Raw genomic sequence first — 19,858 nt, 5'->3', positions numbered from 1 at the left:
TAACTGGGTAAAGCCGCATGTCTTACACGATGACTGAAAAAATCCTCGCCCGGGTTGCAGGGGTGCCTGCCGTCAGGGCGGGCGACGAGATCCTGGCGCGGCCGGATTTCGTGATTGCCTACGACTTTCCGGGCTACACCGATGTGTTCTTCAAGGAGGCCAAGGAGGAGTTCGGTGTGGACAAGGTGCCAAGCCCTGAGCGCTTTGTGCTGTTCATCGACCACATGGTCCCGGCTGCTGCCCCCAAAGAGGAAGAACTCCACAAGATCACCCGTGCCTGGGGCAAGGAGCAAGGCGTGCCCGTGCATGAGCGCGAGGGCATCGGCCACCAGGTGTCGGCCGAGCTGGGTTACGCCACGCCGGGTGCCTTTGCAGTGCACTTTGACGGGCATGTGAGCCAGCTGGGCGCGTTTGGTACCCTGGCGATGGGCGCCCGCAAGAGCGTGCTGGAGACCTTTGTCTCCGAGCGCATGGCGCTCGTGGTGCCCGGCACGGTCAAGATCGAAGTCACCGGTACGGTGCAGCCCGGCGTGATGGCGCGGGACATCTTCCACCACCTGGTGCGGGTGATGGGGCCTTCTTCCTGCCGCTTCAAGGTGGTGGAGCTGTGCGGCCCTGTGATTGACGCCATGAGCATCGAAGGCCGCCAGACGATCTGCGGCCAGGCCATGTTCTTGGGCGCGACGACGATGCTGATCGCCCCCGATGCCAAGACGCTCGAATATGCCAAGGGCCGCGCCAAGATCGCCCTGGACCCGGTTTACCCCGATGCCGACGCGCACTACGACCGCGTGGTGACGGTGGATGTGAGCAACCTGGCCCCCATCGTGGTGGCACCACCCAGCCCCGCCAACACGCGGGACCTGACCGAATACGCGGGCCTGGAAGTGCACATGGGGTATCTGGGCAGCTGTGCCAGCGGCCGGCTGGAGGATCTGCGCGTTGCAGCGCAGGTGCTCAAGGGCCGCAAGATCAAGCCGGGCTTCCAGCTGCATGTGGTGCCCACCTCGCAGGCCATCATGTCGCAGGCCGCCGGCGAAGGCCTGATCTCGACCCTGGTAGATGCCGGTGCGTTCATCAGCTCGTCGAGCTGCGACTACTGCTATGGCCGCATTGCCACCATGACGGATGGTCAGCGCGCTGTCTCCACCGGCACGCTCAACACGCCCGGCCGCATGGGCAGTGCCGATTCTGAAATCTTCATCTGCAACGCCGCCGTGGTGGCTGCATCGGCCCTGGAGGGCTGCATCACCGATCCCCGGCCTTACCTCTCCAACACCGAAGGGAGTGCAGCATGACTCTGCCCACCTTGCACGGCCGCGCGGCCTGGGTCTTTACGGAAGACGACTACGACATCGACCTGATCGTCGGCATCAAGAACATCAAGATCACCGACATCAACGAGCTGGCAGCGGTCACCATGACCAGCTACGACGCCGACTTTGCCAAGTCGGTCACTAAGGGGGATTTGCTGGTGGGCGGCCAAAACTTTGGCTATGGCCATCCTCATTACCCGGCCATGCGTGCCATGCGCCACTTGGGCGTGGCAGGCGTGATTGCCGAGTCGTTCTCTCCCGGTTTCTTCCGGGGCGAGATCAGCATGGGGTTCCCGCTGATCACCTGCCCGGGCATCCGCGCGGCGACGCAGCGGTGGGACACCCTGCAGGTGGATTGGGAGCGCGGCGTGGTAGTTAACCAGCGCACGGGGCAGGCACTGCCGTTCGAGCCCTGGTCGTCCACCGAGCGCGCCACGATCGAGGCGGGTGGGTTCACGCCCTATCTCAAGGCCCGGCTGGCACGCGAGCGTGCTGCCGCTGCGGCGGCGTGACGGGCAGGGGCACACCATGTTGCAGATGATTGTCAGCGGCGTCGCCCTGGGCGCCATCTACGGGCTCATCGCCCTGGGCATCGTGATGGTGTTCAAGGCGACGGGAATCCTCAATTTCGCGCATGGCGAAGCAGCCATGCTCTCGGCCTTCGTGGCCTACACGCTGTTCAAGCTGGGCCTGCCGCTGTGGGCTGTGGTGCCGCTCACGCTGCTCTTTGGCGCGGCGCTGGGCATGGCGATCGAGCGGTTCATCATTCGCCGCTTCATTGGCAAGGCGCTGCTGTCGTCTGCGATCTGCACGCTGGGGCTGTTCCTGGTGTTTGGCGATCTGGCCATCTGGGTGTGGGGCAAGGACACGCAGGAGCTGCCCAGCATCTTCCCGGCCGCGCCCATCGACATCGGGGGCGTGATCGTTTCGGGCATTGACCTGGGCATTGTGGCCGTGTGCGCCACGCTGGCCGCCCTGCTGTTTGCGTTCTTCCGCTTCACGCGCCTCGGTATTGCCATGCAGGCGACGATGGAAAACCCCACGGCTGCGCGCCTCATGGGCATTCCGATCAAGCGCATCTATGCGTTGGCCTGGGCGCTGTCGCACGTGATCGCAGCCACCGCGGGCTTGCTGATTGCGCCGCTGACTTTCGTGCACTTTTCGATGATGCAGCACGCACTTCACTTCGCGTTCGCTGCTGCCGTGCTGGGTGGCATTGGCAGCATGCCAGGCGCGCTCTTGGGCGGCGTGATCATTGGTGTGTCGTCAAACCTCACTGGCGCCTATGTGTCCTCGGCCTGGAAGGACGCCGTGCCCTTCATCGTGATGCTGGTCATCCTGATCCTGCGTCCCCACGGTTTGCTGGCCCGCGCCCAGATCAAGAAGGTCTAAGGAGCCGCCATGACCAAAGTCTTTGACACCTACCCCTGGCTCGGCCCAGTGCTGTTTGTGCTGGCCTTCGTGCTGGCGCCGCTGGTGCCCGGTGGTTACGTGCTGTACATCTTCACGCTCGTCATCATCTACACGCTGGCTTCGTTCGGCACCAACATCCTCACGGGCTACACCAACCTGATCTCCATGGCGGGTGCCGTGTTCTTCGGCATCGGTGCCTATGGCTCGGCCATCCTCACCACGCACTTTGGCGTGCCGCTGGTGCTGTCGATGTTCATTGCCGCCGGCATCGCCACCGTGGTGGGCCTGTTGTTGGCGCTGCCCGTGCTGCGTCTGGAAGAGGTGTTTCTGGCCATTGCCACGCTGGGGTTCGTGATGATCTCGGTGGAGATCGCCAAGTCCAGCGGTGACATGTCGGGCGGCGAGAACGGAATGGGCGCACCTGGCCCCACCTTGTTTGGCTGGGCGCTGGACGAGCGCGCGTACCACGTGTTCACTGCCGTCGTGCTGGCGGGCGCGCTATGGGTGGCGCGCAATCTGGCGCGTAGCCGGTTTGGGCGGGGTTTTCTGGCCATCAAGGGCAGCGAGACGGCTGCGAGGGCGCTGGGCCTGAACACCACGGCGCTCAAACTGGTGGCGTTTGGCGTATGCGCGTTCTACACGGGCCTGTCGGGCGCGCTGTACGCGCCACTGGTGCGCTTTATCGACCCATCGCTCTTCAGCATCATGGTGTCGATCAGCTTCGTCTCGATGGTCATCGTAGGCGGGCTGGGCTCCATCCTGGGCTCGGTGCTGGGCGCAGTGTTCGTCATCGGTGCGCCGCAGTTGCTCACGTACCTGGGGTTCGATCAGTTCCAGCGCGCGCTGTATGGCGTGGCGATGATCCTGGCGCTGATGTTCCTGCCCGACGGGTTGGCCAGCCTCTTCAAGCGCAAGCGTTTGCCCGGTGCAGATGCAGCGCAGAGCGGGGGTGTGCGATGAGAGTGATGGACGACAAGACCTTGCCGTCGCAGGCGCCTGTGGTGGCAGTTCCCGGCCGGGCTGCGCCTTTGCTGAGCATCCAGGGTGTGCGCATGGCGTTTGGTGGCATCGTAGCCGTGCAGGACGTGAGCTTCGACGTGATGCCCGGCACGGTGCACGCACTCATCGGACCCAACGGCGCTGGCAAGACGACGATGCTCAATTGCATCAGCCGCTTCTACACGCCCCAGCAAGGCGCCATGCGCTATCGCACAGCCTCCGGTGACATGGAGCTGCTGGGCTGCAAGGCCCACCAGGTGGCGCGCCTGGGGATTGCCCGCACGTTCCAGAACCTAGAGCTGTTTGCAGAGCTGACGGTGTTTGACAACGTGCTCATTGCGCGGTCGATGGCCATGCGTGCGACGCTGGTGGAGGCCTTGCTGGGCCTGCCACGCCAGCGCCGCGAGGAGTGCGCGGAACGCGAGCGCGTGGAGGCTGTGCTCGAAGGGCTCAACCTGCAGGCCCATGCGCATGCGGTGGTGCGCGACCTGCCCTATGGCACGCAAAAGCTGGTGGAGCTGGCCCGTGCCATGGCGCTGGAGCCACGCCTGATGTTGCTGGACGAGCCCGCTGCCGGCATGAATAACCGCGAGATCGATGCCCTGGGCGAAACGCTCAAGCGGCTGCAGGCCAGCGCGCAAGCGACGCTGCTGCTCATCGAGCACAGCATGCCGCTGGTGATGTCCATCTCGGACACGATCACCGTGATGCACAACGGCGCCTTCCTGGCACAGGGCACACCCAGAGAAATCGAAAACCATCCCGCCGTGGTCGAGGCGTATCTCGGAGGAGGCAAGAGTGGCAAACGGCGTTGAGACATCCAGTGCACCGGCACTGCTGAGCGTGGACAACCTGAGCGCGGGCTACGGCAAGATCCGCGCGCTGCACGGCGTGAGCCTGCGTGTGCCGCAGGCCCGCATCGTGTGCGTGCTGGGCGCCAATGGGGCTGGCAAGACCACGTTGATGCGTGCGCTCTCGGGCCTGTTGCCGGTCAGCGAGGGTCAGGCTATTTTTGATGGCCAGTCCATTGCCAACGTGCCTGCCGAAGCACTGGTGCGCCGCGGCATTGCCCATGTGCCGCAAGGCCGCATGGTGTTTGCGCAGCTCACCGTACGCGACAACCTGGTGCTGGGCGGCTACACCCGCCCCGCCGCCGAGGTGCGCGACGACATCGACCGTGTGCTGGGCTATTTCCCCCGGCTCAAGGAGCGCATCACCTCGCGCGCCGGCACCCTGTCGGGCGGCGAGCAGCAGATGCTGGCCATTGCCCGGGGCCTGCTGGCCAAGCCGCGCCTGCTGATGCTGGACGAGCCTTCGATGGGCGTTGCGCCCATCCTGAAGGACGCGATCTTCGAGACGCTGCGCGACATCCGCGATCGTGAAAACCTCACGCTGCTCATCGTGGAGCAGGACGCCGACATTGCGCTCGACATCTCCGATGAAGGCTACGTCATCGAGACCGGCCGCGTGGTGATGCAAGGCCCGGCCGCCGAGCTGGCGGGCAATGAGGACATCCGCCGCGCCTACCTGGGTGGCTGATCGCTGGCCCAAACCCCCAAGTTCCTTTCCCATGTTCCCTTCCCACCGATAAACACAGGAGACAAACCATGAGTCACTTCATTCCACGCCGTACGCTGCTGGCTGCCGCTGCAGCAAGCTGCCTGATGGCGACCACGCTGGGCGTGCAGGCTTTCGAGAACAAGGACGAAGGTGTGCTGACCCAGGAGATCGTTCTGGGCTCCTCGCAACCGCTGTCGGGCACGCTGGCCTACATGGGCAAGGCCGTGGACGAAGGCATGCGCACGTACTTCGACATGGTCAACGAGCAAGGCGGCGTCAACGGCCGCAAGATCAAGCTCATTACCTATGACGACGAGCTCAAGCCCGCCAAGTCGGTGGCCAATGCGAAGCTGCTGGTCGAGCGCGACAAGGTGTTTGCCATGGTGGGCAACATCGGCCACGCCACCAACATCAGTGCCTACGAATACAGCTCCACCAAGAAGGTGCCCACCATTGGCGCGCTGAGCATCTCGGACCTGACCTCCAACCCGCCGCGCGACCTGCTGTACGTGCTGCCATCGCCCCAATCCACCGAGACGGCGGCCTACATCGACCATGCGGTCGAGGTGCTCAAGGCCAAGAAGATCGCGATGCTTTACCAGAACGACGGCTGGGGCAAGCCAGCCTACGACATTGCCGTCCAGCGCATGGAAAAGCACGGCCTGAAGCTGGTGGAGGCGCAGACCTTCGAGCGGTTTGCGACCGACCTCACCTCGCAGGTGTTCAAGCTCAAGCAGGCCGAGCCCGATGTAGTCATCGTCTACGCGCTGGGTCAGGAGGCCGTGCAGTTCTTCCGCGGTGCCGAAAAACTGGGCTGGAAGCCTACGGTGTTCGGTGCGGGCGGGCTCAACGACCCCAAATTCATCGAGCTGCTGGGCAAGACGCAGTCCAAGCTGTACGTGGCTTCGTACTACGACGCCGTGGACGGCAACAACCCGGCCATCCAGTCGTTCTTCCAGCGCTACGCCAAGCTGTACCCCAAGTCGGCGCCCACGTCGATGGCGCTGATGGGCTATTCGTCAGCCGCTGTGACGGTCGAGGCTTTGAAGCGTGCCGGTGCCGAGCCCAGCCGTGCCAAGGTGGTGGCCGAGCTGGATGGCATGAAGGACTTTGACCAGAAGATTGGCCCCAAGATCACCTTCCAGCCTATCAGTGCTGGTGGCTATGCGCGGCGCGGCCAGACAGGCGTGGCGCTGATGGAGCTCAAGGACCAGAAGTTCGTGTCCATGGGCAGCTATATCGACCCTGTGAAGCGCTGAGGACCTGACCATGACCAAGAGCTTGCGACAACAGCTGCGCGCGCGCATCCAGTCAGGCCCGACCTTCTGGATGGCGGGCGCGCAAGACGCCCTGTCGGCCCTGCTGGTGGACCAGTCGGACTTTGACGGCATCTTCACAACGGGCTTCGGCATCTCGGCATCGCTGCTGGGGCAGCCGGACATGGAGGTCTACACACTCAGCGAGAACGTGGGTGTGGTGCACCACATCGTCAACGTGGTGAGGAAGCCCGTGTTTGCTGATGCCGACACCGGCTACGGCAACGTGATCAACGTGGCCCGCACGGTGCGCGAGTTTGAGAAGGCCGGTGTGGCGGCCATCTCGATCGAAGACCAGATCAGCCCCAAGCGCTGCCCGGCGGCCGCGGCCGTGACGCCCGTGGTGTCCATCCCCGACGCCGTGGCGCGCATCAAGGCGGCGGTGGATGCCCGTCGGGACCCGGACCTCCTGATCGTGGCCCGCACCGATGTGGCCGACCCCGAGGAGGCCATTGAGCGTGCCGTGCGCTTTGCCGAGGCTGGTGCGGACCTGATCCAGCCCATCTCGCGCACCTTCAAGGGCTATGAAGACTTGGTGCGCTTGCGCGATGCCTCGGGCCGCCGACTGTCGCTGCAGCTCATGCAGGGGCTCTGGATGTCGCGTCTGACGCGCTCGCAGATCGAAGAGGTGGCAGCCTTTGCCACCTACCCGGTGGTGACGCTGATGAGCACGGTGCATGCCTTGCAAAAGAACCTGGCCACGCTGTCGGCGCGCCGCACGGGCGATGTAGACGGTTTGCCCTGTGGACAGACCAGCATGGCCGACTTCAAGGAAGTGATTGGCTGGAAGGCCATGGAAGAGCGCCAGGCGCACTACGAAGCCGGTTGAATTGCACGCGCCCGAGTGCGGCGCAGTGTTCATGAAAAGTAAGGCCAGCACCCCGGGTGGGTGCTGGCCTTTTTTTGTTGCTGGGGGCTGGTAGTGGGGCGCCGGGCTGTGGTCTCAGTCGCGCGTGGCGCGCCGCTGCACGCAGGCGATGTAGGCGTCGCCGTCGGGCGGGCGGCCTGCACGCTGGCTTTCCCACAGCATCTCGCCCAGGCAGTCCATGGCGGCGTGGTGTGCGTCGTGCAGCGAGTCGAGCCGCGCGGTCAGCAGCTCGACCGCCTGGCGGATGCCGCGGGGCTGGTCGATGCTGCACTGCTCGCTGATCGACAGGTGCATCGACAGGTGCAGAAACGGATTGGTCTGCCCCGGCGTTTCGTCGTAGTTGCGCGCCACGGCCGCGTCGGCGTCGGACAGGTCGGCGTGGTATTCGGGGTGCTCGGCGATCCACAGGCTGGCCAGCGTTTCGATGGCTTCCATGGGGGCGCCGCTCTGGGTCTTGGCGTGCACGCCGCACAGAAAGCGGCGCACATCGGCTTGAGAGGGGCTGAACATGGGACGTGAGGGTAGCACGCAGGCCACAAGCCGGCATGCGCAGGGGAGCGTGGACCGATACGGCCGTGCGGGTCGCGCCCGCCCGCTACGCGGCGCCGGGGCGGCGTCCTACGCGGGCGGCGGGCGCGCGCACCTACATTGGGCTGGCGCAAAGGCAGGGAGCCGGGTCCCCTTTGTCGCAGTCCTCAAAACCCGGCATTGGGAGAACTGTCATGAAGGCAATGCGAATTGTGGGTGTGCTGTTGCTGGTGCTGGGGCTGGCCGGGTTTTTGACCGGTGGCTTCAGTTTTACCAAGGACACCACGCAGGCCAAGCTGGGGCCGCTGGAGCTCACTGTGAAGGAAAAAGAGTCCGTCAACATTCCGCAGTGGATGAGCCTGGGCGCGATGGTGCTGGGCGGCGTGGTGTTGGTGCTGGGTTTTCGCAAGAACTAATTTCACCCGTCGTGGCGAGCGACTGGGGCTGCGACTCCGGCTCTTGCCCTATCCACGTAAGACGAGTGTCTGAGGTTCATCTCTAGGCGCTCGTTGCGATGGGTGATCCCCAAAGTTCGCCGGGCGTCGTCCTGCTTTCTCCAGGACTCCTACCCCCTTGGCGCTCCCATCATGCGCGAAATGGTCCGCGCCGCACTCAGCAGCGCGGGCAACAGGCTCTCCTGCATCATGGCCGCACTCGTACGGTTGGCCTGACCGCTGATGTTGAGCGCCGCCACCGTCTGCCCCGTGCGGTTGGTCAGCGGCGCGGCAATCGAAATCAATCCCTCTTCCAGCTCCTGGTTCACTAGGCACCAGCCTTGCTGTCGCGCCTGACGGATGTGAGCCAGCAGCGCCTCCATATCCGTGGTGGTGTGCGCGGTAAAGCGCTGCAGGGGGTGGCCCTGCAGCCGGGCCTGCAGTTCGTCGTCTGGCAACCCTGCCAGCAGCATGCGGCCCATGGAGGTCCAGCACGCGGGCAGGCGCGAGCCCACGCCCAGCGTGGTGCGCATGATCTTGTGCGTGGGCACGCGCAGCACGTAAACGATGTCCAGGCCGTCGAGCACGGCGGCCGATGACGACTCGCGCACCTCTTCCACCAGGTCTTCCATCACCGGCTCGGCCAGGTTCCAGATGGGCAGCGAGGACAGGTACGCAAACCCCAGGTCCAGGATGCGCGGGCTCAGGCGAAACAGCTTGCCGTCCGTCTCCACATAGCCCAGCGTCTGCAGCGTGAGCAGGATGCGGCGCGCGCCTGCGCGGGTCAGGCCGGTTTGCGCCGCCACTTCGCTCAAGGTCTGCTGCGGTGTGGCCGCGCTGAACGAGCGGATCACCTCCAGCCCGCGCGCGAATGACTGCACATAGCTGTCGCTCGGTTTGGGGTCTTTGGCTTCAGGGCTTTGGGAATTCATACGTATGCCAACTATAATTCTTTAAGCGAACATTTGTTCTATATACGAACAAATTTCGGAGAGACGAGACAGCAAACAAGCAAACCAAGAAAGCGTTGCAATGATCAACAAACTGGCGGACTCGGTGGCCCAGGCCCTTGCGGGGGTGAAGGATGGTGCCACGGTGTTGATAGGCGGGTTCGGCACGGCCGGCATTCCGGGCGAGCTGATCGACGGCCTCATCGCCCAGGGTGCGCGTGACCTCACTGTGGTCAACAACAACGCTGGCAATGCCGACCAGGGCCTGGCCGCGCTGCTCAAGGCCGGGCAGGTGCGCAAGATCATCTGCAGCTTTCCGCGCCAGGTCGATAGCTATGTGTTCGACGAGCTGTATCGCAGCGGCAAGCTGGAGCTGGAACTCGTGCCCCAGGGCAATCTGGCCGAGCGCCTGCGCGCGGCGGGTGCGGGCATCGGCGCCTTCTTCTGCCCCACGGCGCATGGCACCGAGCTGGCTGCTGGCAAGGAAACGCGCGAGATCAACGGCAAACACTACGTGCTGGAGTACCCCATCTATGGCGACGTGGCCCTGATCAAAGCCGAAAAGGGCGACCGCTGGGGCAACCTCACCTACCGCATGTCGGCGCGCAACTTTGGCCCCGTGATGGCCACCGCCGCCAAGACCACGATTGCCACCGTGCACGAGGTGGTCACGCTCGGCGCGCTGGACCCGGAGGCCATCGTAACCCCCGGCATCTACGTGACCCATGTCGTGAAGATCGACCGCACAGCCACGCAGGCGGGCGGATTCAAGAAATCCGCGTGATATCGGCCGCAAGCGCAGAAAGAATAAGCATGAGCAGCTATCAAAAGCGTAGTAAAGACGAGTTGGCGAAACGCGTGGCACAAGACATCCACGACGGCGCCTACGTCAACCTGGGCATCGGCCAACCCACCCTGGTGGCCAACCACATTCCTGCCGGCCGCGAGGTCATCCTGCAAAGCGAAAACGGCATCCTGGGCATGGGCCCCGCGCCCGCTGCGGGGCTGGAGGACTATGACCTCATCAACGCGGGCAAGCAGCCCGTGACCTTGCTGCCCGGCGGCGCGTACTTCCATCACGCCGACAGCTTCGCGATGATGCGCGGCGGCCACCTCGACATCTGCGTGCTGGGCGCGTTCCAGGTGTCTGCCACGGGCGACCTGGCCAACTGGAGCACGGGCGAGCCCGGCGCCATCCCCGCCGTGGGCGGCGCGATGGACCTGGCCATCGGGGCCAAGCAGACCTGGGTGATGATGGACCTGCTGACCAAGCAGGGCATGAGCAAGATCGTCACGCAATGCACCTACCCGCTCACCGGTGTCGCCTGCGTGAAGCGCATCTACACCGATCTGTGCACACTGGCCTGCACGCCCGCCGGGCTGCAGCTCATCGACACCGTGCCCGGGCTGTCGCTGGCCGAGCTGGAGCAACTGGTGGGCCTGCCCATCCAGGCCCCGCAGACCACGGCGGCCTGACCGCACCTATCAAACCCACCCGAGAACCGAGGAGACAAAAACCATGACGACCCGCCAAGCCTTCATCTGCGACGCCATCCGCACCCCCTTCGGCCGCTACGGCGGTGCGCTTTCCAGCGTGCGCACGGACGACCTGGGCGCCATTCCCATCAAGGCGCTGATGGACCGGAACCCTGGCGTGGACTGGGCGGCGGTGACCGACGTGCTGTACGGCTGCGCCAACCAGGCCGGCGAAGACAACCGCAACGTGGCCCACATGAGCAGCCTGCTGGCAGGCCTGCCCATCGACGTGCCCGGCGCCACCATCAACCGCCTGTGCGGTTCGGGCCTGGATGCCGTAGGCACCGCCGCACGCGCCATCAAGGCGGGCGAGGCAGGCCTGATGATTGCGGGCGGCGTGGAGAGCATGAGCCGTGCGCCCTTCGTCATGCCCAAGGCCGAGTCGGCCTTCAGCCGCAACAACGCGGTGTATGACACCACCATCGGCTGGCGCTTCATCAACAAGCTGATGAAGGAAAAGTACGGCGTGGATTCGATGCCCGAAACCGCCGAGAACGTGGCGACGGACTTCAAGATTGAGCGCGAAGCCCAGGACCAGATGGCCCTGCGCAGCCAGCTCAACGCCGTGGCCGCCATCAAGGCCGGCCACCTGGCGCGCGAGATCGTGCCCGTGCACATCCCGCAGAAAAAGGGCGACGCCATCATCGTTAGCCAGGACGAACACCCCCGCGAGACCAGCCTGGAAGCGCTGGCCAAGCTCAAGGGCGTGGTGCGGCCCGATGGCACGGTGACGGCGGGCAACGCCAGTGGTGTGAACGACGGCGCCTGCGCGCTGCTGCTGGCCGATGAAGCCAACGCCGCCAAGTACGGCCTCAAGCCCCGCGCCCGCGTGGTGGGCATGGCCGTGGCCGGTGTGGCGCCGCGCATCATGGGCTTTGGCCCCACACCCGCGACGCTGAAGGTACTGGCGCAGACGGGCCTGACCATCGACCACATGGACGTGATCGAACTCAACGAAGCCTTTGCCGCGCAAGGCCTGGCCGTGCTGCGCGCGCTGGGCATCAAGGACGACGACGCGCGCGTGAACGCCTGGGGCGGCGCCATTGCGCTGGGCCACCCACTGGGCGCCAGCGGCGCGCGCCTGGTCACCACCGCCGTCAACCGCCTGCACGAGCACGCCGGAAAGTACGCGCTGTGCACCATGTGCATTGGCGTGGGACAGGGCATTGCCATCATCCTGGAGCGCGTGTGACCGTGATTGAGCGCAACCCCACCCCGGTCACCGTCATCACCGGTGCCAGCAACGGCATCGGTCGCGCGATTGCCGAAGCCGTGCTTGCCCAGGGCCACGCGGTGGTCAACCTGGACTACGTGCTGCCCACCTGGAGCCACCCGCAACTCACCTCGTACCAGGGCGACCTGACCGACGAGGCATCGACCCGCGAACGTGCGGCCGAGATTGCGGCCAAGCACAACGTCACGGCGCTGGTGAACAACGCGGGCGCCACGCGCCCCGGCACCATCGACACCGCGACCACCGCGCAGCTGGATGACGTGGTGGGCCTGCACCTGCGGGCCCCCATGCTGCTGTTGCAAGCATTCTTGCCCACGCTGCGCGCCTGCGGGCAGGGCCGTATCGTCAACATGTCGTCGCGTGCGGCGCTGGGCAAGGGCGAGCGCATCGTCTACTCAGCCACCAAGGCCGGAATGATCGGCATGACGCGCACGCTGGCCATGGAGCTGGGGCGTGACGGCATCACCGTCAACGCGATTGGCCCCGGGCCGATTGCCACTGAATTGTTCCGCCAGAGCAACCCGGACGGTGCACCGCAGACCCAGCGCATCCTGAACAGCATCGCCGTAGGCCGCATGGGCACGCCCGATGACGTGGCGCGCGCGGCGCTGTTTTTCCTCTCGTCCGACAACGGCTTCGTGACCGGGCAGGTGTTGTACGTGTGCGGCGGCACCACGCTGGGAGTGGCGCCTGTTTAGCAATCTGAACTGATCTTCCCCGCCGCCCCGCAAGGGGCGCACCCCTGTTCTCACCCGGAGGCCTCGGCGCCCGGTTGAGGCCACGGCGCGGCCGGATGCCGCGTCCGTGAGACCCATTTCATCCACCTTCTTGAAGGAGACAAACCATGACCCGTTCCATCCACACCACCCGCCGCTTCGCGCTGTCGGCTGCAGCCTGCGCGGGCATTGCCGCTATCGCAGGTGCGGGCCTGCTGGGCAGCAGCGCTGCACTGGCCCAGGCCTACCCGAGCAAGCCCGTCACCATCGTCGTGCCCTTCGCCGCAGGCGGCACCACCGACATCCTGGCCCGCATCATCGGCCAGGCGCTGACCACCGAGCTGGGCCAGTCGGTCATCGTGGACAACCGCGCGGGCGCGGGCGGCAACATCGGCGGCGCCATGGCGTCCAAGGCACCGGCGGATGGCTACACCCTGTTCATGGGCACGGTGGGCACCCACGCCATCAACGCCAGCCTGTACAAGAAAATGCCCTTCGACCCCATCAAGGACTTCGCGCCGCTGACGCGCGTGGCCAATGTGCCCAACCTGCTGGTGGCCAACCCCGCGCAGCCCTACAAGACGGTGAAGGAACTGATCGCCTACGCCAAGGCCAACCCCGGCAAGGTCAACTTTGGCTCCTCGGGTAACGGCAGCTCCATCCACCTGTCGGGCGAGCTGTTCAAGAGCCTTGCCAAGGTGGACATGGTGCACGTGCCCTACAAGGGCAGCGCCCCGGCCGTGACCGACCTGCTGGGCAACCAGATCGGCATCATGTTCGACAACATGCCCTCGGCCATCCAGCATGTGCGCAGCGGCAAGCTGGTGCCCATTGCCGTGACCACCGCCAAGCGCTCGCCCGAGCTGCCCAATGTGCCCACCATCGCCGAAGCCGGCGTGCCCGGCTACGAGGCCACCTCGTGGTTTGGCATGTTTGCACCCGCGGGCACGCCTGCGCCGGTGCTGGCCAAACTCAATACTGCTCTGGTGAAGGTACTGAACCAGGCCGACGTGAAGAAGAAGATCAACGAACAGGGCGCTGAAACCTACAGCGAAACGCCCGAGCAGTTTGCTGCCTTCATCCAGGCCGAGTCGGTGAAGTGGGGCAAGGTCGTCAAGGAGTCAGGAGCGAGTTTGGACTGAGCACCGTCCAGACGTTCTGCAGCTACCAAATTGATAGCTGCTACCGCATGTACATCAAGCGGTAGCAGCTATTTTTATTTCATATCAGGCCGCTGGGCTCACTGCACCCGGTACACGCGCCCGGTCTGCCCGCCCTCCACGCTGCGTTGGTAGCCACGCGCGGCGCGCTCGGCAGACACCGTGTCAAACCCCGGGAAGAAAGGGCCGTACACACCCACCGATTCGGTGAGGATGGTGGGGCTCACGGCGTTGATGCGCAGGCCGCGCGGCAGCTCGATGGCGGCGGCGGCCACAAAGCCTTCGATGGCCGCGTTCACCGCCGTGGCATTGGCACCGTTGCGGATGGGCTCGATCGACAGGATGCCCGCCGTCAGCGTGATGGAGCCGCCGTCGTTCAAATACTTCTGGCCGACCAGCGCCAGCTGCACCTGGCCCAGCAATTTGTCTTGCAGGCCGATGTTGAACTGCTCGGCCGTCATCTCTGCCAGCGGGCCAAAGTGCAAGTTGCCCGCCGTGCTCACGATGGCGTCCACCTTGCCCACCGCCTCGAACAGTTGGGCGACCGCGCCCGGCTGCGAGAAGTCTGCGCGGTGCTCGCCGCTGCTGCGGCCCACGGTGATCACGTCGTGGCGTGTGCCCAGGTTGGCCAGCACAGCCTGGCCGATGGTGCCGCTGGCGCCGATGAGAAGAATCTTGGACATGGTGTTTTCCTTGGGTGTCAAAAGGGGTTGATGAGGAACTGACAGCCCGATTCTTTTGCTAATCAATCAATGCATAAAGTGCCTTCAGGTTATGCTTGAACTAACTATTGATTAGTAATTGAGGGGTTGCCATGGACAAGCTGCGCAACATGGAAGTCATGGTGGCGGTGGTGGAGGCGGGCAGCTTTGCCGCCGCTGCGCGCCAGCTGCAGATATCGGCCGTGATGGTGGGCAAACATATCCAGCAGTTGGAGACCCACCTGGGCGCACGCCTGTTCCAGCGCAGCACGCGCCAGAACAGCCTGACCGAGGTGGGCGCCGCGTTCTACGAAGACAGCAAACGTGTGCTGGAGCAGGTGCGCTGGGCCGAGTCAGCCGTGGAGCGCAGCCGCGCCGTGCCCCAGGGCATGCTGCGGGTGAGTGCTCCGTTCACGCTGGGTAATCACGTGATCGCGCCGCTGGTGGCCGACTTTCTGCAGCGGCATGACCAGGTGCGTGTGGACCTGCAGCTGACCGACAGCGTGGTGGACCTGGCAGGCGAGGGCTTTGACGTGGCCGTGCGCATTGGTCAGGTGGTGAACGAGGGCCTGGTGGCTCGCCCGCTGCGCCCCTACCGCATGGTGATTGCCGCAGCCCCTGCCTACCTGCAGCGCCATGGCACGCCCGAGCGCGCGGCCGACCTGGTGCGGCACCAATGCCTGAGCCACTCGGTGTGGCAGCGCCGGGTGGAGTGGACGCTGCGCGACGGCAAGGAGGACTTCTTCTGGCCCGAGAACGCGCGTTTTATGTGCAACCAGGGCGACGGCTTGCGCCAGGCTGCGCTGCGTGGCCTGGGGCTCATCATGCAGCCCGAGGTGCTATTGGCCGACGACCTGGCCAGCGGTGCGCTGGTGCCGGTGATGCCGCACTGCCTGCCCGCGCCGCGACCCGTGCATCTGGTGTATGCGCCCGACCGGCGGCAGCTGCCCAAGCTGGCGCGGTTTGTGGAATACGTGGTCGGAGCGTTGGGCACCGCCTGAGCGGTGCGGATCAGGTTTGGACTACTGGGGCCTGCGGCCCAGGGCCGCTCACTCCACTGCGTTGCTGGGCACCGCAGGCCCGATCTTGAACACCCCGCTCACCCGCGCACACGGCACGCCATCGGCGGTGACCAGACCCTGCGCAAACACCAGCGAGCGTGTGATGCGCAGCGGCTCGGCCTCACCCTCCACCCAGGCCCCCAGCGGGGCAGGGGCCAGGTAGTCGATCTGCAGGCTGATGGTGGGCAGGAAACGGTCCGACACCTGGTCGCTTTTACGGTGCACCGACAGCGGTACCAGCATGTCGCAGAACGTGGCCATCATGCCGCCGTGCAGGTTGCCCATGGGGTTTGTGTGGCGCGGCTCCACGCGAAAGCCGAACTTCACCACGTTGCCCTGGTGCAGCACATACAGCGGGCCGTTGTGCTGGATGTAAGGGCCGCCCGCCACCAGCGGGGCAAAGCCCTCGGGAATGGGGGCGGTGGTGGTGTTCTCGGGGGCGTGGCTCATCAGCGGGCTTCCTTTTCAATGTCGTTGGCAAAACTGGCGTCCTGCAGGCTGCTGCGGGTGGCGTCGCCCTGCAGCCAGCCGCTGTACACCGTACGAAAGTCGGCCACGATCTGCGCGAGCGGCATGTCGTCAAACGCGCCGCGCTGGTGCACGTATTCCATGTGGCGTGCGCCCGACTTGTCAAACGGGTGGTAGATCGAGTCGTTCTCGCCGTCGAACTCAAGCGGCAGCAGGCCAAAGCGCTCGCACAGCTCGATGTTGAACGCGGGCGTTGCCTTGCGCCAGGCGCCATCGAGCCAGATGTCGGTGTAGCCGTGCCAGATGAAGAGGTCGGTCTTCATGGTCTCGCGCATGCGCTCGGTGCTGAGGTGGTTGCGCACGTCGGCAAATCCCATGCGGGCCGGGATGCCCGCCGCGCGGCACACAGCGGTGAGTAGCGCGGCCTTGGGCACGCACCAGCCGTAGCCGTTGGCCAGCACGGTGCTGGCGGTCATGCCCTGGGGCGACAGGTCGATGCGGTAGGGGTCGTAGCGAAAACCGTCGCGCACGGCGAGGTACAGGGCGACGGCGCGTTCGCGGTCGGTGGTGCCGCGCGCGTGTTGGGCAGCAAAGGCCTGGACGGCGGGGGCGTCGCTGTCGATGAGGGCCGTGGCACGCAGGTGGGCGGGCGTGGGGATGCTGGTCATGGGCGGGAGTCTCCTGCAGTCTGTCGGGAATCAGTGTGTGGCTTCTGTGCGCGGGAGGCTGTCACGGGTGCGCCAGCTTCTGCTGTGGAATGCGCATGACCCCATCACACCCGCCACGCGGGCAGCTCCCAGTTGCGCCACACCGCCAGCCCGCGCAGCCCGGCGGTGAGCAGCACGCAGACCACCAGCGGCGCCCAGTCGGGCGCCTGCACCTGGCGCAGGGCCACATCGGCCCAGCCGCCCGCAAAAGCGCACAGCGCATACGGCCTGTGGTCGCTGAACGCCTGGGGCACCTCGTTGCACAGCACGTCGCGCAGCACACCGCCAAATACGCCGGTGATCACACCCATCATCACGCCGATGAGGGGCGGCATGCCGATGGCGGTAGCAATGTCCACGCCCACAGCGGCAAACAGGCCCAGGCCGATGGCATCGGGCAGCAGCATGGCGCGTTCGGTGGGCTCAAAGTGCCGCTGGCGCATGAACAGCATGGCGCCAATGCACAGCGCCAGAATGCCCCAGACAAATTCGGTGTGGCGAATCCAGAAAAAAGGCCGCTGGTCCAGCAGCAGGTCGCGCAGTGTGCCCCCGCCAAACGCGGCCACAAAGGCCACCACGCACACGCCCACGGCATCCAGCTGCTTGCGCGCAGCCGCTATCACGCCCGACAACGCGAACGCCACGGTGGCGGCCACTTCGAGCACAAAGCGCAGGGTGTGAATCCAAGGGGCGTCGAGTGGCAGGGTCATGGGCGCTGGTGGGACGGTGTAGTGCGAAGGGCGGCGAGTGACAGTTGCTTGATGATTTTGCTATTAAAAATATAGCTATCAATCAATGTTTTTCAGGCACTAGGAGCCTTTTTTGTCCAAATCTCGGGCGCTGACCGCTTTGTCTACCCCCTCGCCCTCTGCCACCCCGCCATATCCCGGGTACTGCCCCTCGACGGCTCCCAGTGCCGCACTCTCCTGCCGCTCTCGCGCCATCTGCTCCGCAAACTGGTTGCGGCCTTCGCGCGCCACGGCGATGAACTTGGCGCGGTCCTTGTGGTGCGGGTACATGCGGTCGGCCAGCGCGATGTTGTGGGTGCGAAAGCGCTGGGTGATGGCGGTGGCTTGCGCGGGGGGGAGGCCCATCAGCTCCAGCACGGTGTGGGCGCTTTGCAGGCTGGACTCGAACAGCTCGCGCTGCACCAGTGTCACGCCCAGGTCGCGCAGCTTGTTCCAGTGGGTCACATCCCGTGCGCGGGCCACGATTTGCAGGTGCGGGAAGTGCTCGCGCGCCAGCTTGGCGATCTGCAGGGACTGCTCGGCATCGTCCACGGCCACCACCAGGATGCGCGCGTGTTCGGCCCCGGCGATGCGCAGCAGGTCGAGCCGGGTGGCGTCGCCGTAGAACACGCGGTAGCCAAAGGTGCGTGCCACCTCCAGCATGTCCACGCTGTGGTCCAGCACGGTGGTCGAAATGCCCTGGGCCAGCAGCACGCGCGAGACGATCTGCCCGTAGCGGCCGAAGCCCGCGATGATGATGGGCGCCTCTTGCGGCTCGGAGATTTCTTCGGCCTGGGGCTTGGCGGTCTTGAGCTGGGCGTAGCGGCGCAGCAGCACGCGATCCAGCAGCACCAGCAGCAGCGGGCTGATCAGCATCGACAGCGCCACGGCGCCAATCAGCAGCGAGGCGGTCTCGGCCGGGAACACGCTGGCGCCCGCAGCGGCCTGGAACACCACAAATGCAAACTCTCCGCCCTGGGCCAGCAGCAGGGTGAAGACGGGGCGTTCCTGGTAAGGAATATCGACCACCTTGGCCAGGGCGTAGATAACGACCGCCTTGGCCGCCAGAAAGCCGACCAGGATGGCGGCCATGAGCCCGGGCGAACGCAGGATCACGCCGAAGTCGATGCTCATGCCCACGGCGATGAAGAACAGCCCGAGCAGCAGGCCCTTGAAGGGCTCGATGTCGGCCTCCAGCTCGCGCCGGTATTCGCTGTCGGCCAGCAGCACGCCGGCAAGGAAGGCGCCCAGCGCCATCGACAGGCCCACCAGCACCATCAGGTAGGCAATGCCCACCACCAGCAGCAGCGCGGCGGCGGTGAAGATTTCGGGGGTGTTGCTCTTGGCGATCCAGCGCAGCACGGGGCGCAGCAGCAGGCGCCCGCCGAGGATGATGGCTGCGATCACGCCCACGATCTTGAGCGCCTCCAGTGCCACATCGGCGGGCGTGTGGCCCGCGCCTTCACCGGCAGCGGCGCCCAGCACCGGCAGCATGGCAAGGATGGGGATGGCCGCCACGTCCTGGAACAGCAGGATGGAGAAGCCTGCTTGCCCGCTGCTGGTGCGCATGAGGTTACGCTCGGCCAGCACCTGCAGCGCAATGGCGGTGGACGACAGCGCCAGGCCCAAAGCGCCCACCAGGCTCACGCGCCAGGGCAGGCCGGCCAGTGCGCCCAGCGCAAACAGAATGGCTGCGCAGCCCAGCACCTGCGCGGTACCGGTTCCGAAGATGGGCCGGCGAAGCGCCCACAGCCGACTGGGCTGCAGTTCCAGCCCGACCAGAAAGAGCATGAGCACCACGCCGAATTCGGCGAAATGCAGGATGTCCTGCACGTTGCTCACCAGGCCCAGGCCCCAGGGGCCGATGGCGATGCCTGCCGCCAGGTAGCCAATGATGGCGCCCAGGCCCAGCGCCTTGGCAATGGGCACGGCCAGTACGGCGGCGGTGAGGTACAGAAAACCGTAGGTGAGCCAGGTGGGGGCGTGTTCCATGGAGGCGTGTGCGCTGTGGGATCGTCGTGGGGCGGGAGAGGGGCACCGTGCGCCCGAATGGGCGTGGGCCTGCGCTGCAGATTCTGGCACCGCAGCAAGGCCTCGGGGCGGTTGCCGTGTGTTGGATGCGTGGCGCTCTTAATTTGATAGCTCTGCAGGCATGATTATCTA

At 65.5% G+C, this 19,858-nt stretch carries 22 protein-coding genes; 15 read left to right on the top strand and 7 right to left on the bottom strand.

Annotation, left to right across the window (positions count from 1 at the left end):
* Positions 1-29 precede the first annotated feature (29 nt).
* From ASD94_RS00665 to ASD94_RS00630, 8 genes are all read left to right on the top strand, one after another.
* Positions 30-1,298, top strand: coding sequence for an aconitase family protein (locus ASD94_RS00665; RefSeq protein ID WP_235510511.1), 1,269 nt, complete (start codon positions 30-32; stop codon positions 1,296-1,298).
* Complete coding sequence (locus ASD94_RS00660; protein ID WP_056637181.1) at positions 1,295-1,828, top strand: 3-isopropylmalate dehydratase; 534 nt, start codon at positions 1,295-1,297, stop codon at positions 1,826-1,828. The genes ASD94_RS00665 and ASD94_RS00660 overlap by 4 nt, the downstream gene beginning before the upstream one ends.
* Before the next feature lie 16 nt (positions 1,829-1,844).
* Complete coding sequence (locus tag ASD94_RS00655) at positions 1,845-2,708, top strand: branched-chain amino acid ABC transporter permease (protein ID WP_043566893.1); 864 nt, start codon at positions 1,845-1,847, stop codon at positions 2,706-2,708.
* Between the two features lie 9 nt (positions 2,709-2,717).
* Positions 2,718-3,689 (top strand): branched-chain amino acid ABC transporter permease, encoded by a 972-nt coding sequence (locus ASD94_RS00650; protein WP_056637178.1) that lies wholly within the window; start codon positions 2,718-2,720, stop codon positions 3,687-3,689.
* 5 nt (positions 3,690-3,694) lie between these two features.
* A complete protein-coding gene (locus tag ASD94_RS00645; protein ID WP_056637177.1) occupies positions 3,695-4,543 on the top strand; it encodes an ABC transporter ATP-binding protein in 849 nt (282 codons plus the stop codon).
* Positions 4,527-5,267 (top strand): ABC transporter ATP-binding protein, encoded by a 741-nt coding sequence (locus ASD94_RS00640; protein WP_056637174.1) that lies wholly within the window; start codon positions 4,527-4,529, stop codon positions 5,265-5,267. The genes ASD94_RS00645 and ASD94_RS00640 overlap by 17 nt, the downstream gene beginning before the upstream one ends.
* Positions 5,268-5,335: 68 nt before the next feature.
* Positions 5,336-6,547, top strand: a complete 1,212-nt coding sequence (locus ASD94_RS00635) for an ABC transporter substrate-binding protein (RefSeq protein WP_056637171.1) — start codon at positions 5,336-5,338, stop codon at positions 6,545-6,547.
* 10 nt (positions 6,548-6,557) lie between these two features.
* Positions 6,558-7,433: an oxaloacetate decarboxylase gene (locus tag ASD94_RS00630; protein WP_056637168.1), complete on the top strand. Its 876-nt coding sequence runs from the start codon at positions 6,558-6,560 to the stop codon at positions 7,431-7,433.
* Positions 7,434-7,547: 114 nt separating this feature from the next.
* Here the strand turns inward: ASD94_RS00630 and ASD94_RS00625 are convergent, their stop codons facing one another.
* On the bottom strand, positions 7,548-7,982 hold the full coding sequence (locus tag ASD94_RS00625) for a DUF1841 family protein (RefSeq protein ID WP_010459392.1): 435 nt from the start codon (positions 7,980-7,982) through the stop codon (positions 7,548-7,550).
* 212 nt (positions 7,983-8,194) lie between these two features.
* Here ASD94_RS00625 and ASD94_RS00620 point away from each other — a divergent pair, with 212 nt between their 5' ends.
* Positions 8,195-8,416, top strand: a complete 222-nt coding sequence (locus ASD94_RS00620; RefSeq protein WP_015015527.1) for a hypothetical protein — start codon at positions 8,195-8,197, stop codon at positions 8,414-8,416.
* A gap of 149 nt (positions 8,417-8,565) precedes the next feature.
* Here the strand turns inward: ASD94_RS00620 and ASD94_RS00615 are convergent, their stop codons facing one another.
* The gene (locus ASD94_RS00615) at positions 8,566-9,366 is read right to left on the bottom strand and encodes an IclR family transcriptional regulator C-terminal domain-containing protein (RefSeq protein ID WP_056637165.1); all 801 of its coding nucleotides are present in this window, start codon (positions 9,364-9,366) and stop codon (positions 8,566-8,568) included.
* Between the two features lie 100 nt (positions 9,367-9,466).
* Here ASD94_RS00615 and ASD94_RS00610 point away from each other — a divergent pair, with 100 nt between their 5' ends.
* The 5 genes from ASD94_RS00610 (at position 9,467) to ASD94_RS00590 (ending at position 14,012) form a co-directional block, all read left to right on the top strand.
* Positions 9,467-10,168: a 3-oxoacid CoA-transferase subunit A gene (locus ASD94_RS00610; RefSeq protein WP_056637162.1), complete on the top strand. Its 702-nt coding sequence runs from the start codon at positions 9,467-9,469 to the stop codon at positions 10,166-10,168.
* Positions 10,169-10,197: 29 nt separating this feature from the next.
* A complete protein-coding gene (locus tag ASD94_RS00605; RefSeq protein ID WP_056637159.1) occupies positions 10,198-10,860 on the top strand; it encodes a 3-oxoacid CoA-transferase subunit B in 663 nt (220 codons plus the stop codon).
* A gap of 43 nt (positions 10,861-10,903) precedes the next feature.
* Entirely contained in the window at positions 10,904-12,112 is a 1,209-nt protein-coding gene (gene pcaF, locus ASD94_RS00600) for a 3-oxoadipyl-CoA thiolase (RefSeq protein ID WP_056637157.1), read from the top strand.
* Positions 12,109-12,852, top strand: a complete 744-nt coding sequence (locus ASD94_RS00595; RefSeq protein ID WP_056637154.1) for an SDR family NAD(P)-dependent oxidoreductase — start codon at positions 12,109-12,111, stop codon at positions 12,850-12,852. Before pcaF ends, ASD94_RS00595 begins: the two co-directional genes overlap by 4 nt.
* Before the next feature lie 146 nt (positions 12,853-12,998).
* Positions 12,999-14,012, top strand: coding sequence for a tripartite tricarboxylate transporter substrate binding protein (locus tag ASD94_RS00590; RefSeq protein WP_056637152.1), 1,014 nt, complete (start codon positions 12,999-13,001; stop codon positions 14,010-14,012).
* 98 nt (positions 14,013-14,110) lie between these two features.
* Here ASD94_RS00590 and ASD94_RS00585 read toward each other — a convergent pair whose 3' ends face one another.
* Positions 14,111-14,713: a short chain dehydrogenase gene (locus tag ASD94_RS00585; protein ID WP_056637635.1), complete on the bottom strand. Its 603-nt coding sequence runs from the start codon at positions 14,711-14,713 to the stop codon at positions 14,111-14,113.
* A gap of 131 nt (positions 14,714-14,844) precedes the next feature.
* Here ASD94_RS00585 and ASD94_RS00580 point away from each other — a divergent pair, with 131 nt between their 5' ends.
* Positions 14,845-15,732, top strand: a complete 888-nt coding sequence (locus tag ASD94_RS00580; protein WP_056637149.1) for a LysR family transcriptional regulator — start codon at positions 14,845-14,847, stop codon at positions 15,730-15,732.
* Positions 15,733-15,780: 48 nt separating this feature from the next.
* Here ASD94_RS00580 and ASD94_RS00575 read toward each other — a convergent pair whose 3' ends face one another.
* The 4 genes from ASD94_RS00575 to kefC form a co-directional block, all read right to left on the bottom strand.
* Entirely contained in the window at positions 15,781-16,242 is a 462-nt protein-coding gene (locus tag ASD94_RS00575) for a PaaI family thioesterase (RefSeq protein ID WP_056637146.1), read from the bottom strand.
* Positions 16,242-16,928, bottom strand: coding sequence for a transglutaminase family protein (locus tag ASD94_RS00570; protein ID WP_056637142.1), 687 nt, complete (start codon positions 16,926-16,928; stop codon positions 16,242-16,244). The genes ASD94_RS00575 and ASD94_RS00570 overlap by 1 nt, the downstream gene beginning before the upstream one ends.
* Positions 16,929-17,032: 104 nt before the next feature.
* Positions 17,033-17,677: a trimeric intracellular cation channel family protein gene (locus ASD94_RS00565; protein WP_056637139.1), complete on the bottom strand. Its 645-nt coding sequence runs from the start codon at positions 17,675-17,677 to the stop codon at positions 17,033-17,035.
* A gap of 99 nt (positions 17,678-17,776) precedes the next feature.
* Entirely contained in the window at positions 17,777-19,687 is a 1,911-nt protein-coding gene (gene kefC, locus ASD94_RS00560; RefSeq protein WP_056637136.1) for a glutathione-regulated potassium-efflux system protein KefC, read from the bottom strand.
* Positions 19,688-19,858 lie beyond the last annotated feature (171 nt).

The sequence above is a fragment of the Acidovorax sp. Root70 genome, from assembly GCF_001428225.1.
Classification (GTDB): Bacteria; Pseudomonadota; Gammaproteobacteria; order Burkholderiales; family Burkholderiaceae_C; genus Acidovorax.
This window is presented reverse-complemented; position numbering and strand designations above follow the sequence as displayed.

Coding starts and splice junctions, on each gene's coding strand:
- ASD94_RS00610 (WP_056637162.1), top strand. CDS start 9,467: ATGATCAACAAACTGGCGGACTCGGTGGCCCAGGCCCTTGCGGGGGTG.
- ASD94_RS00655 (WP_043566893.1), top strand. CDS start 1,845: ATGTTGCAGATGATTGTCAGCGGCGTCGCCCTGGGCGCCATCTACGGG.
- kefC (WP_056637136.1), bottom strand. CDS start 19,687: ATGGAACACGCCCCCACCTGGCTCACCTACGGTTTTCTGTACCTCACC.
- ASD94_RS00625 (WP_010459392.1), bottom strand. CDS start 7,982: ATGTTCAGCCCCTCTCAAGCCGATGTGCGCCGCTTTCTGTGCGGCGTG.
- ASD94_RS00630 (WP_056637168.1), top strand. CDS start 6,558: ATGACCAAGAGCTTGCGACAACAGCTGCGCGCGCGCATCCAGTCAGGC.
- ASD94_RS00605 (WP_056637159.1), top strand. CDS start 10,198: ATGAGCAGCTATCAAAAGCGTAGTAAAGACGAGTTGGCGAAACGCGTG.
- ASD94_RS00590 (WP_056637152.1), top strand. CDS start 12,999: ATGACCCGTTCCATCCACACCACCCGCCGCTTCGCGCTGTCGGCTGCA.
- ASD94_RS00585 (WP_056637635.1), bottom strand. CDS start 14,713: ATGTCCAAGATTCTTCTCATCGGCGCCAGCGGCACCATCGGCCAGGCT.
- ASD94_RS00620 (WP_015015527.1), top strand. CDS start 8,195: ATGAAGGCAATGCGAATTGTGGGTGTGCTGTTGCTGGTGCTGGGGCTG.
- ASD94_RS00645 (WP_056637177.1), top strand. CDS start 3,695: ATGGACGACAAGACCTTGCCGTCGCAGGCGCCTGTGGTGGCAGTTCCC.
- ASD94_RS00650 (WP_056637178.1), top strand. CDS start 2,718: ATGACCAAAGTCTTTGACACCTACCCCTGGCTCGGCCCAGTGCTGTTT.
- ASD94_RS00565 (WP_056637139.1), bottom strand. CDS start 17,677: ATGACCCTGCCACTCGACGCCCCTTGGATTCACACCCTGCGCTTTGTG.
- ASD94_RS00580 (WP_056637149.1), top strand. CDS start 14,845: ATGGACAAGCTGCGCAACATGGAAGTCATGGTGGCGGTGGTGGAGGCG.
- ASD94_RS00570 (WP_056637142.1), bottom strand. CDS start 16,928: ATGACCAGCATCCCCACGCCCGCCCACCTGCGTGCCACGGCCCTCATC.
- ASD94_RS00665 (WP_235510511.1), top strand. CDS start 30: ATGACTGAAAAAATCCTCGCCCGGGTTGCAGGGGTGCCTGCCGTCAGG.
- ASD94_RS00635 (WP_056637171.1), top strand. CDS start 5,336: ATGAGTCACTTCATTCCACGCCGTACGCTGCTGGCTGCCGCTGCAGCA.
- ASD94_RS00615 (WP_056637165.1), bottom strand. CDS start 9,366: ATGAATTCCCAAAGCCCTGAAGCCAAAGACCCCAAACCGAGCGACAGC.
- pcaF (WP_056637157.1), top strand. CDS start 10,904: ATGACGACCCGCCAAGCCTTCATCTGCGACGCCATCCGCACCCCCTTC.
- ASD94_RS00575 (WP_056637146.1), bottom strand. CDS start 16,242: ATGAGCCACGCCCCCGAGAACACCACCACCGCCCCCATTCCCGAGGGC.
- ASD94_RS00660 (WP_056637181.1), top strand. CDS start 1,295: ATGACTCTGCCCACCTTGCACGGCCGCGCGGCCTGGGTCTTTACGGAA.